This window comes from Microbacterium album (genome assembly GCF_014643695.1).
Classification (GTDB): Bacteria; Actinomycetota; Actinomycetes; order Actinomycetales; family Microbacteriaceae; genus Microbacterium; species Microbacterium album.
The window spans coordinates 186,874-203,257 of record NZ_BMJY01000001.1 but is presented as its reverse complement, the minus strand read 5'-3'; the positions used below and the strand labels follow the sequence as shown (position 1 = coordinate 203,257).

General features: G+C 71.9%; 15 protein-coding genes. 1 reads left to right on the top strand and 14 read right to left on the bottom strand.

Translation table 11 applies throughout. The features are described from left to right. Positions 1 to 12: 12 nt before the first annotated feature. Genes IEX37_RS01105 through IEX37_RS01090 form a run of 4 tightly spaced genes read right to left on the bottom strand, consistent with a single transcriptional unit; the run spans position 13 to position 5,174 of the window. The gene (locus tag IEX37_RS01105; protein ID WP_188754403.1) at positions 13 to 1,941 is read right to left on the bottom strand and encodes a glycogen debranching N-terminal domain-containing protein; all 1,929 of its coding nucleotides are present in this window, start codon (positions 1,939 to 1,941) and stop codon (positions 13 to 15) included. Further along, positions 1,938 to 2,819, bottom strand: a complete 882-nt coding sequence (locus tag IEX37_RS01100) for a carbohydrate ABC transporter permease (protein WP_188754402.1) — start codon at positions 2,817 to 2,819, stop codon at positions 1,938 to 1,940. Before IEX37_RS01100 ends, IEX37_RS01105 begins: the two co-directional genes overlap by 4 nt. Next, positions 2,816 to 3,916, bottom strand: coding sequence for a carbohydrate ABC transporter permease (locus IEX37_RS01095; RefSeq protein WP_188754401.1), 1,101 nt, complete (start codon positions 3,914 to 3,916; stop codon positions 2,816 to 2,818). The genes IEX37_RS01100 and IEX37_RS01095 overlap by 4 nt, the downstream gene beginning before the upstream one ends. 16 nt (positions 3,917 to 3,932) lie before the next feature. Then, the gene (locus IEX37_RS01090; RefSeq protein WP_188754400.1) at positions 3,933 to 5,174 is read right to left on the bottom strand and encodes a sugar ABC transporter substrate-binding protein; all 1,242 of its coding nucleotides are present in this window, start codon (positions 5,172 to 5,174) and stop codon (positions 3,933 to 3,935) included. Between the two features lie 194 nt (positions 5,175 to 5,368). Between IEX37_RS01090 and IEX37_RS01085 the strand changes: the two genes are divergently transcribed. Next, a complete protein-coding gene (locus IEX37_RS01085) occupies positions 5,369 to 6,376 on the top strand; it encodes a LacI family DNA-binding transcriptional regulator (protein WP_188754399.1) in 1,008 nt (335 codons plus the stop codon). A 55-nt stretch (positions 6,377 to 6,431) separates the two neighbouring features. Here IEX37_RS01085 and IEX37_RS01080 read toward each other — a convergent pair whose 3' ends face one another. The 10 genes from IEX37_RS01080 to IEX37_RS01035 form a co-directional block, all read right to left on the bottom strand. After that, on the bottom strand, positions 6,432 to 7,322 hold the full coding sequence (locus tag IEX37_RS01080; protein WP_188754398.1) for a MurR/RpiR family transcriptional regulator: 891 nt from the start codon (positions 7,320 to 7,322) through the stop codon (positions 6,432 to 6,434). An 86-nt stretch (positions 7,323 to 7,408) separates the two neighbouring features. Beyond that, a complete protein-coding gene (locus IEX37_RS01075; RefSeq protein ID WP_188754397.1) occupies positions 7,409 to 8,647 on the bottom strand; it encodes a metallophosphoesterase in 1,239 nt (412 codons plus the stop codon). Then, positions 8,644 to 9,480, bottom strand: coding sequence for a phosphonate ABC transporter, permease protein PhnE (phnE, locus tag IEX37_RS01070; protein ID WP_229662992.1), 837 nt, complete (start codon positions 9,478 to 9,480; stop codon positions 8,644 to 8,646). Before phnE (IEX37_RS01070) ends, IEX37_RS01075 begins: the two co-directional genes overlap by 4 nt. Continuing rightward, positions 9,477 to 10,256: a phosphonate ABC transporter, permease protein PhnE gene (gene phnE, locus IEX37_RS01065; protein ID WP_188754396.1), complete on the bottom strand. Its 780-nt coding sequence runs from the start codon at positions 10,254 to 10,256 to the stop codon at positions 9,477 to 9,479. Before phnE (IEX37_RS01065) ends, phnE (IEX37_RS01070) begins: the two co-directional genes overlap by 4 nt. Next, complete coding sequence (gene phnC / locus IEX37_RS01060) at positions 10,253 to 11,095, bottom strand: phosphonate ABC transporter ATP-binding protein (RefSeq protein WP_188754395.1); 843 nt, start codon at positions 11,093 to 11,095, stop codon at positions 10,253 to 10,255. Before phnC ends, phnE (IEX37_RS01065) begins: the two co-directional genes overlap by 4 nt. Before the next feature lie 63 nt (positions 11,096 to 11,158). Then, a complete protein-coding gene (locus tag IEX37_RS01055; RefSeq protein ID WP_188754394.1) occupies positions 11,159 to 12,079 on the bottom strand; it encodes a phosphate/phosphite/phosphonate ABC transporter substrate-binding protein in 921 nt (306 codons plus the stop codon). Then, positions 12,076 to 12,786, bottom strand: a complete 711-nt coding sequence (locus IEX37_RS01050; protein ID WP_373286240.1) for an HAD family hydrolase — start codon at positions 12,784 to 12,786, stop codon at positions 12,076 to 12,078. Before IEX37_RS01050 ends, IEX37_RS01055 begins: the two co-directional genes overlap by 4 nt. Positions 12,787 to 12,970: 184 nt before the next feature. Continuing rightward, entirely contained in the window at positions 12,971 to 13,999 is a 1,029-nt protein-coding gene (gene ilvC, locus IEX37_RS01045) for a ketol-acid reductoisomerase (RefSeq protein ID WP_188754392.1), read from the bottom strand. A 39-nt stretch (positions 14,000 to 14,038) separates the two neighbouring features. Then, positions 14,039 to 14,548 carry an acetolactate synthase small subunit gene (gene ilvN / locus IEX37_RS01040; protein ID WP_188754391.1) on the bottom strand — a complete coding sequence of 170 codons (510 nt, stop codon included), beginning with the start codon at positions 14,546 to 14,548 and terminating at the stop codon, positions 14,039 to 14,041. A 1-nt stretch (position 14,549) separates the two neighbouring features. Beyond that, positions 14,550 to 16,358 (bottom strand): acetolactate synthase large subunit, encoded by a 1,809-nt coding sequence (locus IEX37_RS01035; RefSeq protein WP_188754390.1) that lies wholly within the window; start codon positions 16,356 to 16,358, stop codon positions 14,550 to 14,552. Positions 16,359 to 16,384 lie beyond the last annotated feature (26 nt).

Below are 16,384 nucleotides of genomic sequence, written 5' to 3'. Positions count from 1 at the left end.
CCAGCCGGGGCGCTACCCTTCCTCGACCGCCGTCAGCGCCGTCACCGCCGCGGCGGCCGACCAGGCCTGCGGGCGGCAGGCGGCGGGGTACGGCGTCGGCACCGAGGTCTCCAGGCGGGGGTCGCCGCTGTGCAGCTCGGGCACGCGGTAGACGAAGCCCTCCGCGGCGTCGAGCATGCCGTCGACCACGCGGCGCGCCTGCTCCAGGCCCGCGCGCACCATGCCGTGCACGGCGATCGCGGTGTCGTGCGTCCACACGCTGCCGCCGTGGTACGACAGCGGCCAGTACCCCGCCGCCTCGGTCGACATGGTGCGGATGCCGAAGCCCGACAGCATCGACTCCCCCAGCAGCAGGTCGGCGACGTGGCGCTCCTCGTCCGGCTCCAGGATGCCCGTGCCGATGAGGTGACCGATGTTGCTCGTGAGCGTGTCCACGGGGCGCTTGTGCCGGTCGAGCGCGACGGCAGGGTAACGGCCCTCGGGCGTGCGGACCCAGAAGGCGTCCGCGAAGCGGGAACGCAGGGCGCCCGCCCACTCGCGCAGGGCGGTCGGCGTGCAGGCGCCTTCCCCGCCGCCGAAGTGCTCCAGGAGTGCCGCGCCCCCGAGGGCGGCCTCGTACGCGTATCCCTGCACCTCGCACAGCGCGATGGGTCCCTCGGCGAGGCGGCCGTCGCGCCACTGGATCGAGTCGCCCGAGTCCTTCCAGCCCTGGTTCGCCAGCCCGGTGCCCGTGCGATCGATGTAGTCGATGAACCCGTCGCCGTCGCTGTCGCCGTACTCCATCAGCCAGCCGAGCGCGCGGAGCAACGTCGGGATCAGCGGGCGCACCTCGTCCTCGGGCATGCCCGCCCGCCAGGCGTCCGCGAGCAGGCACACCCACAGCGGCGTGGCGTCCACGCTGCCGTAGTACAGCGGGGGCAGCGAGACGTTCTCGCCCGGGATCTCGAGCGCGGACGAGCGCAGCTCGTGCAGGATCTTGCCGGGCTCCTGCGCAGTGGCTGCGTCGTCGACGTCGCCCTGCAGCCGCGCGAGCACGCGCAGCGTCGACGCGGCGATCGCCGCGTCGAGCGGCAGCATCAGGCGCGCGGCCCAGATCGAGTCGCGGCCGAACAGCGTGAAGAACCACGGCGCGCCGGCCGCGTAGAACTCGTCCTCGGGATGGCCCGGCAGGGCCAGGCGCAGCGCGTCCAGGTCGCCGAGCGCGGTCTCGAGCCAGCGCGCGAGCCGCGGATGGCGCTGCGCGACGCCGGCGGCGACCTCCGACGCGTCCCACGACACGGGCCGGCTCGCCGGCTCGACCACGAGGGTGTCGTCGTGGAGCGCGACGTCCCAGGATACGTGTACCTCGCTGCGGGCGGCCGCCTCGATGCGCCACGACACCACGACCGCGCCGGCCTCGGGCTCCACGCGCGCGCCCGGCGCCGTCAGCGTGAAGCTCTGCGCGCCGGCGCTGACGACGATGCGGTCGTCCTCGCCCGTCACGACGAATTCGGCGGCCGTCGATCCCCCCGCCTTCACCTCGTGCAGCGAGGCGAACTCCGGCGCGATCCGCATGCGCAGCGTCGTCGCCACGGGCACGTCGCGGCCGTTGCGCAGCGACCAGGTCTCGGTCACCGCCCGTCCGTCCACGCGCCGGTCGCGCACGAGCCGCACGCGCGGATCGGCGACCGACTCCTCGTCCAGGCCCCGCAACAGCCCCGCGAACACCACGCGCGACGATCCGTGCGACGACAGCGAGATCCACTCGATCCGGGACTCGTCGCACGTCGACTCGATCGCGCGGATGTGCCGCACGTCGCCGTGGAAGACGCCGTCGATCGCCGCCCCTCCCAGGTCGCCGTCACGCCCGGACCACACCTGCGTGGGTGCGCGGAGCGCGATGATGGCGTCATCGAGCAGGGGCTGGAGCAGCAGCTGCGCCCCTCGGGGGTCGGAGTTCATTCCTTGACGGCTCCTTCACTGGCGTTCATGATGCGGCGTTGGAAGATGAAGAACAGGACGGCGACGGGGATCGTCATGATCGCGGCCGCCGCGAGCTTGAGCGGATACTGGCTGCCCTGACTGAGCTGCCCGCTGGCGAGCGACGCGACGCCCTTCGTGAGGGTCGTCAGCTCCGGCGACTGCGTCGACACGATGAAGTGGCTCAGCTCGTTCCACGAGCCCTGGAACGACAGGATCACGATCGTGATGAGGGCGGGCCGGGCCATGGGTAGCACGACCGACCAGAACGTGCGGAAGATCCCCGCGCCGTCGATGCGGGCCTGCTCCTCCACCGCGACGGGGATCGACTCGAAGAAGTTCTTCATGATGAACACGCCCGCGGCGTCCACGAGCAGCGGCAGCACCATGCCCGCGTACGAGTCGTAGATGCCGAGCTGGTTGATCACGAGGAACTTCGGGATCAGCAGGACCACGGCCGGCACCGACATGACCGCGACCAGCGCGGCGAAGATCAGGCCGCGACCGCGGAAACGCAGGCGGGCCAGCGCGTACCCGGCGAGCGAGTTGAAGAACACCCGGCCGAGCGTGACCAGCACGGTCACGACCGTCGAGTTGGCGAACCAGGCCGGGAAGTCCGAGTTCAGGAACAGCCGCTCGTACGCCGCCCACGTGAACGTCGCCGGGAACAGCGAGGTCGCCGACGCGGCCGCCTCGGCGTCGGTCTTGAACGACGTCGCGACCTGCACGAGGAAGGGATAGACGTACACGATCGCGATCGCGATCAGCAGCAGGTACAGCAGGATTTGCGACGGTCCCGCGGTGCGGAGCCGGCGCCGGCGCGGCCCGGCGGGACGCGGCGTGGACGTCACGGCGCTCATCGCGAACCACCGCCCGTGGCGACCTCGTAGAGCCGCATCCGGCGCCGCGACACGGGCCGGTCGCGCAGCAGCCAGCGCTGCAGGATCGTCAGGATCACGATGATCCCGAACAGGATGAACGCGATCGCGGCGCCGCGGCCCCACTCCTGCGACAGGAACGCGGACTGATAGCTGAGGTATGCGGGCGTGAGGGTCGTCTTGCCCGGCGCGCCCTGCGTGCCGGTGTAGATCTGGTCGAACACCTGCCAGCAGCCGATCAGCCCCAGGGTCAGCACCGTGAACAGGGTCGGGCGCAGCTGCGGCAGCGTCACGCGCCAGAAGCGCTGCCAGCCGGTCGCGCCGTCCACCATCGCGGCCTCCTGCACCTCGCCGCCGATGTTCTGCAGCGCGGCGAGGAACAGCAGCATGAACGTCCCGGAGGTCGTGAACACCCCCATGAGGATGAAGGCGAACATCGCCACCGACGGCCCGCCCAGCCAGTCCCACCAGGACACGCCGAGGAACCGGTTCTCCATCAGCGCAGCGGGTCCCGACTGCACCCCCACGCCCGCGAGCAGGTTGTGGAAGACGCCGCTGGGGTCGTTGAACCAGTTCGGCCCGGCGATGCCGATCCACGACAGCACCTGGTTGACGACGCCGGACGTCGAGAACAGGAACAGCCACAGCACCGTGATCGCGACCGAGCTCGTGACCGACGGGAAGTAGAACGCGGTGCGGAAGATCCCGCGTCCGCGCAGGACGGCGCGGTTGACGAGCACCGCGAGGAACAGCGACAGCGCGGTCTGCAGCGGCACGACGAGCAGCGCATACCAGGCGTTGTTGCGCAGCGCGATGCCGAAGTCGCGCTCGGCGAGCCCGCCGCCCGTGGTCACGGCGGCGTAGTTGTCGAGCCCGACGAAGCCCACGCCCGACGAGAACGGGCTGCCGCGCCCCGTCCAGTCCGACAGGCTCACCCACAGCGCCATGAGCACGGGCACCAGGAGGAACGTGCCGAGGATGACGATCACCGGGAGGGTGAACAGCCAGCCGGCGGCGCTCTCGCCGCGCCGAATGCCCGAGGGCGCGGCGCGGCGAGAGCGTGCGGTGCGATCAGTCATGGTGCGAGCGGTCGTCTTACTCGACGATCGCCTCGAGGTTCGCCTGGACCGAGCCGAGGATCGCGGCGGGGTCGCCCGTGCGGAGCGACTCGAGCTGCGCGTTGAAGTCGCCGATCACGTCGGCGGCCCCGGCCTGGTTCGGCGGGAACTGGGCGTACTCGGCCCCCTCGAGGAAAGCGGTCAGCTCGGGGTTGGCCTCCGACCACGCGTCCGCGGCCGACTGGATCGACGGCATGGGGCCGAACGCCTCGGAGAACGCCAGCTGCTGGTCGGTGCTGGTGAGGAACTCGATCAGGTCGAGCGCCTGCTCCTGGTTCGGGCTGTCCGCGGCCACGCCCCAGCAGTTCGTGAACTGCAGCGTGCCCTGTCCGCCCGGACCGGCCGGGAGCGGCACGACCGTGTACTCCAGGTCCGGATAGTCGTTCGCGAGCGCGCCCGTGATCCAGTTGCCCTCGATCACCATGGCCGCGCTCTCGGCGCCGAACGCCTCGCCACCCCAGCCCGCGCCCAGGTCGGGAGCGAACGCGAACGAGCCGTCCTCGAGGTGCGTCTTAACGTACTCCAGCGCCTCGACGTTCTCCTCGCTGTCGGCGACCGCCTCGCCGTCGACGACGAGTCCGCCACCGGCCTGCGCCATGAAGACGCCCACGCGCTGGTACTCGGCGCTGAACGCAAGTCCCACGCGGCCGTCCGTGGTGAGCTGCTGCGCGACGTCCGCCAGCTCCTCCCACGTCGTCGGGTAGTCGTCCTCGGTGAGCCCCGCCTCCGACCACAGGCCCGTGTTGATCACGAGCGCGAGTGTCGAGAAGTCCTTCGGCGCGCAGTAGAACTCGTCCTCGAACGTGAAGTTCTCCACGAGCGACGGATAGAAGTCGTCCTTGTTCGCCAGCTGGTCGCCGTAGGCGGCGAGAGAGCCGTTCCCGGCGTAGCCGGCGATCGCCTCGGGTGCCAGGTAGAACACGTCCGCCGGCGTGCCCGCGGCGAAACCCTGGGACAGCTGCTGCGGCAGGTCGTTGGCGGCCTGCACGGTCGCGCTCACGCCCGACTCCTGCGACCACGCGTCGACGGCGGCCTGGACGGCCTGGGTCTCCGCGTCGCCGGACGATCCGATGAGGATCGTGAGCCCACCGCCGCCCTCCGTGGGGTCGGCGGTGTCCGCGGTGTCGTCGAAGCCCGAGCCGCAGGCGGCGAGGACCATCGTCCCCGACGCGAGGAGCGCGCCGATGCCCAGCGCCCTCCGTGTGGTGTGCCGTGTCATTGTCTCTTCTCCTTTGATGAGCCAGGCCGTGTGATGTGGCAGGTCGGTGCCGGTCTTCCCGGAATTTGAACGTTCAAGTACGATCATCCACGCTAGCACCGGCACCGCGCGTGTCAAGCCGGCGCGGCGCGCGCACCGCCGGGCGGCGCCATAGGATGACGGTCGGTCCCCAGCGATGACGAGAGGACGGGACAGTGGCGAAGGCACCCACGGTCGAGGACGTCGCACGGGCCGCCGGCGTCTCCCGACAGACGGTGTCGAACGTGCTCAACGCCCCCGAGATCGTCCGGCCGGCGACGCGCGAACGGGTGCAGCGCGCGATCGCCGACCTCGGCTATCGCCCCCACGCGGCAGCGCGTCAGCTGCGCACGCGCCGCAGCTCGACGATCGGCATCCGACTCAACCCATATGCGGGCGGGATCTCGGGCACGGTCCTCGACCGCTTCGTGCACGCCCTCACCGAGCACGCGGACGCACGCGGCATGCGAGTGCAGCTGTACGCCGCGCGCGAGGCGCAGCAGGAGATCGAGCGGATGCGGGACCTCCTCGACGGCGGCGAGATCGACGCGGTCGTGGTCACGGGCACGTTCCGCGACGACCCGCGCACGACGTGGCTGGCCCGCCGCGGCACGCCGTTCGTCTCGTTCGGCCGCCCCTGGGGCGCCGACGATCTGGACGACCCCGCCCACCTGTGGGTGGATGTCGACGGCGCTGCCGGCACGCGCCAGGCGACGCACTGGGCGCTCGCCCACGCAGGCCCCGACGTCGCGTTCCTGGGCTGGCCCGAGGGCTCCGGCACCGGCGACGATCGCGAACGCGGCTGGCGCGAGGCGATGCCGGCCGGCCGCGCTCCCGTCCGGCTCACCGCGGAGGAGAGCGTCGCGGAGGCCCGCCGGGCCGTCGCGGAGGCGCTGGCGGCGGGCATGACCCTCGACGCGCTCGTCTGCGCGAGCGACGCGCTCGCGATCGGGGCCCATCTCGCCGCGACGGCGGCGGGCCGACCGGACCTCCCGCTCGTCGGCTTCGACAACACGCCCACGGCCGAGGCGCTGGAGATCAGCAGCGTCGAGCAGCTGCCTGAGGCCGTGGCGGCGGGGGCGCTCGAGCTGCTCATGGGCCCGACCGGCAGCGTCGTGACGTCGCGCGTCGCCGAGCCCGGCGCGGCCCACGTGCTCGTCGAGCCGCGCCTCATCGTGCGCTGAGCACCCCGCACCGGGCTCCGCACCGAACGGCGCCGACGCGCGGCGTCCCCCGCGCTCAGCCCCGGGAGGCGTCCTCGCTCGCGTGCTCGTCGCTGAGGTTTGCGCCCAGCACCTCGAGCACGCTCGTGCGCGCGGCTCGAGCGGACGGCCCGAGGCGCTCGACGACGAGGGGCACCAGGGCGTGCAGCAGCACGGCGTGCGCGATGCGCGAGGTGTACTCGAGCTCGTCGCGGAAGGACTCGTGCACGGAGGCGACGACGAGCGCGTCGTCGGCGTGCTGCATGAGCGGCGAGGACGCGAAGGAGGTGACGGCGATCACGCGCGCGCCGCCCCGCCGGGCCGCCGCGGCGGCGCGCAGGCTCAGCTCGTTGGCACCGGAGCCGCTGATGACGACCAGCACGTCCTCTTCGCCCAGGTGGCGCGCGGCGACCTGCTGGCCGAAGGCGTCCTGCAGGACGTCCGTCTGCCGCCCGGCCGCGGTCAGGCGCATCGCCAGGTCCAGGGCGAGCGGGCTGGACAGCCCGTTCGCGACGCACAGCACGCGCCGCGCGCTGACGAGCGCCGCGACGACGCGCTCGACCACGTCCTCGGCCAGGAGGGCGAGCGTCTGCGGCAGGAGCGCGGCGAACCGGTCGATCTCGGCGCGCATGGCACCCAGCCCCGTCTGGTCGCCCAGCGCGGGCCGCGCCGGCGCGGCGAGCGCGATCTGCCGGGCAAGGGCGACGCGCAACCGCGGCCAGCCCGTGTAGCCGAGCTTCTGGCACGTGCGGATGACCGACGAACGCGCGACGCCGAGCCGGTCGGCGAACTCCTGCGCGGTCGACTCGACGGCGGTCGCCGGATCGGCCTGCAGCGCCTCGGCGATGCGCAGCTCGGCCGGACGCAGCTCGTTGCGGACAGCGGCGATGCGCACCGCCGGGGTGCTCTCCTCGGATCCGACCGTCATCTGGCTCCTTCCCCGTTCGGGCGTCTACACGGTAGCGCGTGTGCGTCGGCGGCGTCCGGCTCAGCGACGGACGTCACCCTCGGCGGTCACCCCGCCGTCGTCACCAGCTCGTCCAGCCAGTCGTACGGGCGTGCGTCCTGCACGCGCCCCTCGGGCAGCAGGCCGCCGCGCAGCGCGGCGCTCGCCACGACATCGACGTGGAGCGGCCACCCGGCCGGGTCCGGATCCAGCCCGCGCACGCTCACGCCCTCGGGCGCCCGCGCGAGGGCGGCGGCGAGCTCGGCCCGGGGCATCCGGTAGCGCTCCACGCCGTACGGCGGGGGCAGCGCGGCCGACAGCTCCGCCCAGGTCGGGGACCCGCCCGGAAGCTGCAGCACGGTGACGGACGCCCCGGTGCGGGCGCCCACGATGCGATGGATCGCGTCCTCGTCCAGCCCGCTCGCGGTGTCCAGCCAGCGCCGGGCCGCGGCGTGCTCCGCCGTGAGCGCCACCGCGTCCGCGGGGGCGGCGGGCACGACGGTCTCGGCGCTTCGCGAGACCACCGCGCCGTCGCTCACCGTGAAGCGGAGCACGCCGATGCGCTCGCCCGCATAGCCGGGCTGCACATAGGCGACGGGTCCGGTCGCGCCCGGGGCGACGCCCGCGGCGACGCGGTGCTGGTGCCCCGCGATGAGGCCGTCGAGCCCCGGCACGGACGCGAGCAGCCGCGCCGCCTGGTCCTCGCCCGTGTCGTACTGCGTGGGCCTGCCGCTGACGGGGTCGGCCTCGAAGCCGCCGTGGTAGCTCAGCAGCAGCACGTCGACGTCCCCGCGCAGCCGCTCGGCCTCGGCCGTCACGGCCGCGAGCGGATCGGCCACCGTGACGTCGACGACCGCGTCGTAGCGCGTGAGGCGCTGCAGGTGACCCGTGACGGCCCCGATGATCCCGATGCGCAGTCCGGCGCGGTCGAGCACGGTCGACGGCGGGAAGAGCGTCTCCCCCGCTGCCGTGCGGACGTTGGCGCACACGTACGCGGCGCGCCGCAGCGCGCTCGCACGGCGGGCCAGCACCGCCGCGCCGTGGTCGAAGTCGTGGTTGCCCGGCACGCCCACGTCGAGCCCGGCGTCCTCCAGAGCCGGAAGGATCGGATGATCCTCCGCGCGGCCGGAGAGGAACGCGCCGACCGCCGACCCGCTCAGGGTGTCGCCGTTGTCGATCCACAGCGACCGCTCGCTCCCGGCGCCGCGGATGTGCGCGGCGACCGCGGCGATTCCGCCGTCGGGGCGCTGGACGTGCGCGTGCAGATCGCTCGTCGCGTAGACGGTGAGCGTGCCGTCGGCTCTCATCGCAGTCTCCTTCGCAGGGCACCCGATACGGCGTCGATGAGCGTGATGGTCACGACGACGCCGAGCAGGATGATCGCCACGCGGTCCCAGCTGCGCGAGCTCACCGCGAACAGGATGGGCGTGCCGATGCCTCCCGCTCCCACCATGCCGAGGATCGCGGCCGAGCGCACGGAGATCTCGAAACGGTTCAGCGCGAGCGACAGGAAGTGCGGCACGAGGCGCGGCAGCTGGGCGTACACGAGCACGTGGGCGCGGGCGGCGCCGGCCGCCGTGAGCGCCTCGTCGGGCCCCGGTGGGAGCTTCTCGATCTCCTCCGCGAAGAGACGCCCGAGCATGCCGATCGAGCCCACGCCGATCGCCAGGGCGCCCGCGAAGGGCCCGGGGCCGACGATCACGACGAAGATGACCGCCAGGATCAGGTCGGGGAACGTGCGCAGGACCGTCAGGCCCACGCCCGTCACGCCGGGCAGCAGGATCCGCCGGATCCCCGGGCGGCGCGCGGCGAGGAACGCCAGGGGCGCGGCGAAGAACACCGCGAGGACCGTCCCGAAGAACGCGATCGCGACCGTGACGAGCAGCGCGCTCAGCAGATCCTCGCCGCTGCCGTCGTAGACGTACGCCCAGTCCGGCTCGGCGAAGCCGCGGCCGATCGCCGCCAGCACCTGCGGCCAGGAGGCGCCCAGCCCCCGGAAGCCGATGCCTTGGAAGGCCCACACCAGCAGCGCGACCACCGCGACGGCGATCGCGATGCGGCCCGGGTGTAGCCACGGCGAGCGACGGGCGGGCGCGGGGGTCGCGGGGGCGCTCGCCTTCCCGTCGTGCAGCGCGGTCACAGCATCCTCCTTCGCGCCCAGGCGCTCACGGCGTCGATCACGAGCACCACGGCGAACACGGCGATGACGATGACCGCCACCCTGTCGTAGCGGGTCAGACCCATGGCCGACTGCAGCGGCACGCCGACGCCGCCGGCGCCGACCATCCCGAGCACGATCGAGGCGCGCACGTTGATCTCGAGCACGTAGAGCGTGTAGCTGACGACGTTGGGCATGATCTGGGGAAGCACCGCGTGGACCGCGATCTGCGGGCGCGTCGCCCCGACCGAGGCGAGCGACTCGACCGGCCCGTGGTGGATCGTGTCGATGGCCTCGTAGAAGAGCTTGCTGATGAACCCGAACGTGAACACCGTGATGGCGAGCATTCCCGTGAAGGGGCCGATGCTCACGAGGGCCACCAGGAGCGACGCCACGAGCACGTCGGGGATCGTGCGGATGATGTTGAGGACGGCGCGCACCGCGGACGTGACGACGCGGCTGCCGCTCACGGTGGTGGTCGCGAGGAAGCTCACGGGCAGGGCGAGGGCGGTGCCGAGCGCCGTGCCGGCGATCGCCATCTGCACCGTCTCGCGCAGGGCGGGGAGCACGGACGGGAGGAAGGACCAGTCCGGGCTCAGCATCCGGCCGATCACGTTGCCCGCGCGATCCAGGTTGCCGAAGAGGCGTCCCGTGTCGGCCCCGACGGTGGCGCCGCTCAGAGCGAGCAGGAGGACGAAGGCGGCGGCGAAGGCGAGGTGCAGGGGCAGCCGCCGATGGATCGTGTCCGACAGCCTCACAGCAGGCCCCGCGTGGTGGCGGCCGGGTCCACCTCCGGACCGGCGTCCGCCTCGGGAGCGGGGGCTGCCGGCGCCGACTGTCCCTGCAGGGCGAGCGCGCGGTACTCCTCCCCGTAGATCTCGCTCAGCCGCTCGTCCGTCGCCTCCTGCGGCGAGCCGTCGAACACGACCTCACCGCCGCGCATCCCGATGATGCGCGTCGCCCAGCGGCGCGCCAGCGGAACCGAGTGGAGGCTCGTCAGCACCGTCAGGCCGAGCTGCTCGCTCACGCGCCGGAGGTCCGACATCACGCGGTCGGTGCTGACCGGATCGAGCGACGCCACGGGCTCGTCGGCGAGCAGGATGGCCGGCTGCTGCACGAGGGCCCGCGCGATCGCCACGCGCTGCTGCTGTCCGCCCGAGAGCTGATCGGCGCGCGTGTGGATCTTCTCCGCGAGCCCGACGCGGTCGAGCGCGTCCCGCACGAGCGCGTAGTCCTCGCGCCCGAACAGGCCGAGCGTGCCGAGCCACGAGGGCCGGTGCGCGAGGCGCCCGACGATCACGTTGCGCTGCACGCTGCTGACGCCCACCAGGTTGAAGCCCTGGAAGACCATGCCGATGCGGCTGCGCAGGCGACGCAGGCGACGTCCGGTGGCGCGGCTGACGGCCTCACCCTCGACGAGGACCTCGCCCTCCGTGACGTCCGCGAGCCGGTTGATGGTGCGCAGCAGCGTGGACTTTCCGGCCCCGGACAGGCCGATGACGGCGACGAACTCGCCGCGCTCGACCGTCAGGTCGATGTCGTGGAGCCCGCGCACGCCGTTGGGATACGTCTTCCCGACGCCCTGGAACGTGATCATCCGTCGTCTCTTCTCTCGCGGAGCGGAGGGGCCGGGCGGCGATGACCGCCCGGCCCCTCGCGCTCACAGGTCGCCGGCGCGCTCGGTGTACTCTCGCACGATGTCGTACGCCGCCTGGTCGGCCTCGGCGTAACCCTGGTGCGAGTACAGGCTCGACACGATCTCGTGACCCTCGGGATCCGCCGCGATGGCGAGGAACGCGTCCTTGACCTGCTGCTTCAGGTCGGCGTCCATCGAGGGCTGCACCGCGATCGCGTCGTTCGGGATGCGGTTCTCGGTCAGGTACAGCACCGAGACCTGCTCGGTGATGTCGGGGATCTCGCTCAGCAGCAGCACGCGGCCGCCTTCGAACGCGAACGCGGCGTCGACGTCGCCGTTCAGCACGGCCAGGATCGCGGAGTCGATGCCCGCGACGGTCGTGATGGTGAGGTCCTCGTGGATGTCGAGGCCGGCGTCCGCCAGCTCGACGACGGGGAAGATGTAGCCGCTCGCGCTGGCCGCGTTCTGCGCCGCGATCGTCGCGCCGCGAAGATCCTCGAGGCTCTCGATGCCGCTGTCGGCCCGCACGACGATCTCGCCGCGGAAGCTGTCGACCAGCATGTCGGTCGGCGTCGCGGTGTCGGGGTCCATCGCCGGGATCTGCGCTTGCAGGAGCACCTCGGCGGCGCCCTGGTCGTGCGCCAGCACGTACGTCGCCGGCGGCATGATGCCGATGTCGACCTGTCCGGCCGCCATCGCCTCGATGATCGTGGAGTAGTCGGTCGCGATCGTCACCTGCACCTCGCGCCCGAGCTCGTCGGACAGCAGGGAGGCCAGCGGCTGGGCCTGTGCCTGCATGTCGCTGTCGGTGCGGGTCGGCACGAACTGCAGGACGAGCGGCTCGTCCTCGTCGGCGCTCTGGCCGCCGCCGGCGCAGCCGGACAGCGCGAGCGCGAGGACCGCGGCGGCGGGCAGAAGCGTTCGGGTCAGCTTCCTGGTGTTCATCGGGTGGGCTCCGTCTCGTTGGATGTGGCGGGGTGGGAGGAGGGAAGGTCGTGGTCCGGCGCGGACGAGGCCCAGCGGCGGATGTCGGGATAGAGCGCGGGCAGGTTCTGACCGGCGAAGGTCGGCGTCGCGCCGTCGGGGGGCGAACCGACCAGCGCCGTGTCGCCGCCGAGCGCGTGGACCGGCTCGAGGTCGTTCACCCAGATGTCGCCGATGCTGAGCACGCGCCCCTCGGCCAACCAGGCGGCGGCGAGCTCACGCAGGCCGGCGGGCTTCCCGGCCGAGGCGTGCACCTCGTGGAAGCCGCCGCCGAGGCCGAGCGCGTCGAGGACGCCGTCCAGCCCGGTCGCGGGCGCGTTCGTCACCAGCGCGACGCGCACGCGCCCGCGCAGCTCCTCGAGCAGGGCCGCGATGCCCCGTGGCACGGCCACGGGGGCTTGCCCGCTGCCGAGCTGCGAGCGGCTGGCCCGGTATGCCAGCTCGATCTGCTCGTCGGTCGCGCCCGCAGCCAGGGCGTGCTGCCGCACGAGGTCGTAGCCGTCGAGCACCGAGACGGGATACGCGCCGCGCTCCTCGGCCGTCACGATCTCGGCGGCGACGCGGAGCTCGAAGCCGCGTGCCGCACCGAGCACGCGCTCGACGTGTCGCGCATAGGCGAGGACCGGCCCGGGCCCGATGGCCACGGTCCCGTCGAAGTCGAAGACGATGGTGTCGATGATGCTCTCCCGCTGTGGACGTTGCGTCTACGGTATTTCACTTACATAGACGAAATGACCACGGGGACGTGAACGATACGTAAACTCCGCGCGGCAGCGGGAAACGGAGCGGCCCCCGCACCTTCTGGGTGCGGGGGCCTTGTTCCGGCTCAGGTAGAGCGGTCTGTGGCGCGGGTCAGCGCGCGGCGCTTCCCTCGACGTAGTCCTCGTCCTGGGACTTCCAGGCGAACAGGGCACGCAGCTCCTTGCCGGTCGCCTCGATGGGGTGACCCTGCTCCTTCTCGCGCAGCGCGAGGAACTCCTTCGCGCCGTTGTCCTGGTCCTCGATGAAGCGCTGGGCGAAGGCACCCGACTGGATGTCGGCGAGGACCTCCTTCATGCGCTCCTTGACGCCGGCGTCGATGACGCGGGGGCCCGAGACGTAGTCGCCGAACTCGGCCGTGTCGGAGATCGACCAGCGCTGCTTGGCGATGCCGCCCTCCCACATGAGGTCGACGATGAGCTTGAGCTCGTGCAGCACCTCGAAGTAGGCGATCTGCGGCTGGTAGCCCGCCTCGGTGAGCACCTCGAAGCCGGCCTGCACGAGGTGGCTCATGCCACCGCACAGCACGGCCTGCTCGCCGAACAGGTCGGTCTCGGTCTCCTCGGTGAACGTCGTCTTGATCACGCCCGCGCGCGTCCCGCCGATCGCCTTGGCGTACGACAGCGCGACGTCCCACGCCTGACCCGACGCGTCGCGCTCGACCGCGATGATGTCCGGGATGCCGCGGCCCGCGACGAACTCGCGGCGCACCGTGTGGCCGGGGGCCTTGGGCGCCACCAGGATTACGTCCACGCCGTCGGGGGCGTCGATGTAGCCGAAGCGGATGTTGAAGCCGTGGGCGAAGGCGAGGGTCTTGCCGGGCGCGAGGTTCGGGGCGATCGACTCGGAGTAGATCGAGCGCTGGTGCTGGTCCGGCGCGAGGATCATGATGAGGTCGGCCCACGCGGTGGCGTCGGCGACGTTCTTGACCTCGAAGCCCTCCTCCTGAGCCTTCGGCGCGGACTTCGAGCCGTCCTTCAGCGCAATCGCGACCTCGACGCCCGAGTCGCGCAGGTTCTGGGCGTGTGCGTGTCCCTGCGACCCGTATCCGACGATCGCGACCTTCTTGCCCTGGATGAGCGAGAGGTCGGCATCGGCGTCGTAGAAGATCTCGGTGCTCACGGTGGTGGTTCTCCTTGGTGGGTTGGGGTCTCGTTGAAGTCAGCTGCGCAGGACGCGCTCGGTGATGGACTTGCTGCCGCGGCCGAGGGCGAGCAGGCCGGACTGGGCGAGCTCGCGGATCCCGAACGGCTCGATCGCGCGGAGGAACGCGTCGATCTTGCCCTTGTCTCCCGTGATCTCGATCACGAGGGCGTCCGAGGCGTAGTCGACGACGCTCGCACGGAACAGGTTCACGACCTCGATCACGTTCGAGCGGGTCTGGTTGTCGGCGCGCACCTTGACGAGCACGTGCTCGCGCTGCACGCTCGTCGCGGGGTCCAGCTCCACGATCTTCAGGACGTTGATCAGCTTGTTGAGCTGCTTCGTGACCTGCTCGAGGGGCAGCTGGTCCACGTCGACGACGACCGTGATGCGGGACAGGCCCGGCACCTCGGTCACGCCGACCGCGAGCGACTCGATGTTGAAGCCCCTGCGGGCGAACAGCCCTGCGACGCGCGTCAGCAGGCCCGGCTTGTCCTCGACGAGGAGGCTCAGCACGTGGGTGGTCATGTCACTCCTCCTCTGCGAACGCCGGCGCGTGGTCGCGCGCGTACTGCACGTAGCTGTTGCTGACGCCCTGCGGCACCATCGGCCACACCATGGCGTCGGCGCTCACCACGAAGTCGATCACGACCGGGCGGTCGTTGGTCTCGAGCGCCGTGCGGATAGCCGCGTCGACGTCCTCCTCCTTCTCGACGCGCATCGCGAGGCAGCCGTACGCCTCCGCGAGCTTGACGAAGTCGGGGATCCGGATGGAGTCGTGGCCCGTGTTGAGGTCGGTGTTCGAGTACCGCCCGTCGTAGAACAGCGTCTGCCACTGCCGCACCATGCCGAGCGACGAGTTGTTGATGATCGCGACCTTGATCGGGATGTTGTTGATGACGCAGGTGGCGAGCTCCTGATTGGTCATCTGGAAGCAGCCGTCGCCGTCGATCGCCCACACGGTGCGGTGCGGTTCCGCGACCTTCGCGCCCATCGCGGCCGGCACGGAGTATCCCATCGTGCCCGCGCCGCCGGAGTTGAGCCAGGAGTTGGGGCGCTCGTACTTGATGAACTGCGCCGCCCACATCTGGTGCTGCCCGACGCCCGCGGCGTAGACGCCCTCGGGTCCGGTCAGCTCGCCGATGCGCTGGATGACGTACTGGGGCGAGAGCAGGCCGTCGCTCGTCGGCGCGTACCCGAGCGGGTACTGCTCCTGCAGCCCGCGCAGGTACGCCCACCACTCGTCGATGTCGGCGCGCTCACTCGCGCGCGGCAGCGCCGCCTCGAGATCGACCAGCACGTCCTTCAGGTCGCCCACGATCGGCACGTCGGCGGCGCGGATCTTCGAGATCTCGGCAGGATCGATGTCCACGTGCACGACCTTGGCCTTGGGCGCGAACAGCGAGGCCTTGCCCGTGACGCGGTCGTCGAACCGCGCGCCGAGCGCCACGAGCAGGTCGGCCTCCTGCAGCGCCAGCACGGCCGGCACTGAGCCGTGCATGCCGGGCATGCCGAGGTGCTGCGGATGCGAGTCGGGGAACGCGCCGCGCGCCATGAGCGTGGTCACGACGGGCGCGCCGCTCGCCTCGGCGAGCGCCTTGAGCTCGGTCGCCGCACGGGCGCGGATGACGCCGCCGCCGACGTAGAGCACGGGGCGCTCGGCCTGCGCCATCAGGGCCGCGGCGGCCTGGATCTGCTTGCCGTGCGCCTTCGTGACGGGGCGGTAGCCGGGCAGGTCGATGCGCGGCGGCCACACGAACGGCGCCTCGTCCTGCTGAGCGTCCTTCGTGATGTCGACGAGCACGGGGCCGGGGCGCCCCGTCGAGGCGATCTCGAACGCCGCCGCGATGGCGCCCGGGATGTCCTCCGGCCGCTTGACGAGGAAGGAGTGCTTCGTGATCGGCATCGTGATGCCGACGATGTCCGCCTCCTGGAACGCGTCGGTGCCCATGAGGGTCGAGAACACCTGACCGGTGATCGCGACGATCGGCACGGAGTCCATGTAGGCGTCCGCGATCGCCGTGACGAGGTTCGTGGCACCGGGACCCGACGTCGCGATCGCGACGCCGACCCTTCCGCTTGCGGATGCGTACCCCTCCGCGGCGTGACCGGCGCCCTGCTCGTGACGCACGAGGATGTGGCGCAGCTCGGTCGCCGACATGAGCGGGTCGTACACGGGCAGGATCGCTCCGCCCGGAAGGCCGAAGACGTCGGTGACGCCGAGCAGCTCGAGCGAGCGGACGACCGCCTCGGCGCCCGTCATCACGGGCGTCGACGCGGACGATGAGGAGGAGCGGGCAGGCGGCCGCGGCAGGGCCGTTGCGGGTTCGGACGGCATGGGGGTGCTTCCTTGGAATCGAATCG

Excerpts from the sequence above, each read along its gene's own strand:
- IEX37_RS01105 (WP_188754403.1), bottom strand. The coding sequence starts at position 1,941 with ATGAACTCCGACCCCCGAGGGGCGCAGCTGCTGCTCCAGCCCCTGCTC.
- IEX37_RS01100 (WP_188754402.1), bottom strand. The coding sequence starts at position 2,819 with ATGAGCGCCGTGACGTCCACGCCGCGTCCCGCCGGGCCGCGCCGGCGC.
- IEX37_RS01095 (WP_188754401.1), bottom strand. The coding sequence starts at position 3,916 with ATGACTGATCGCACCGCACGCTCTCGCCGCGCCGCGCCCTCGGGCATT.
- IEX37_RS01090 (WP_188754400.1), bottom strand. The coding sequence starts at position 5,174 with ATGACACGGCACACCACACGGAGGGCGCTGGGCATCGGCGCGCTCCTC.
- IEX37_RS01080 (WP_188754398.1), bottom strand. The coding sequence starts at position 7,322 with ATGACGGTCGGATCCGAGGAGAGCACCCCGGCGGTGCGCATCGCCGCT.
- IEX37_RS01075 (WP_188754397.1), bottom strand. The coding sequence starts at position 8,647 with ATGAGAGCCGACGGCACGCTCACCGTCTACGCGACGAGCGATCTGCAC.
- phnC (WP_188754395.1), bottom strand. The coding sequence starts at position 11,095 with ATGATCACGTTCCAGGGCGTCGGGAAGACGTATCCCAACGGCGTGCGC.
- IEX37_RS01055 (WP_188754394.1), bottom strand. The coding sequence starts at position 12,079 with ATGAACACCAGGAAGCTGACCCGAACGCTTCTGCCCGCCGCCGCGGTC.
- ilvN (WP_188754391.1), bottom strand. The coding sequence starts at position 14,548 with ATGACCACCCACGTGCTGAGCCTCCTCGTCGAGGACAAGCCGGGCCTG.
- IEX37_RS01035 (WP_188754390.1), bottom strand. The coding sequence starts at position 16,358 with ATGCCGTCCGAACCCGCAACGGCCCTGCCGCGGCCGCCTGCCCGCTCC.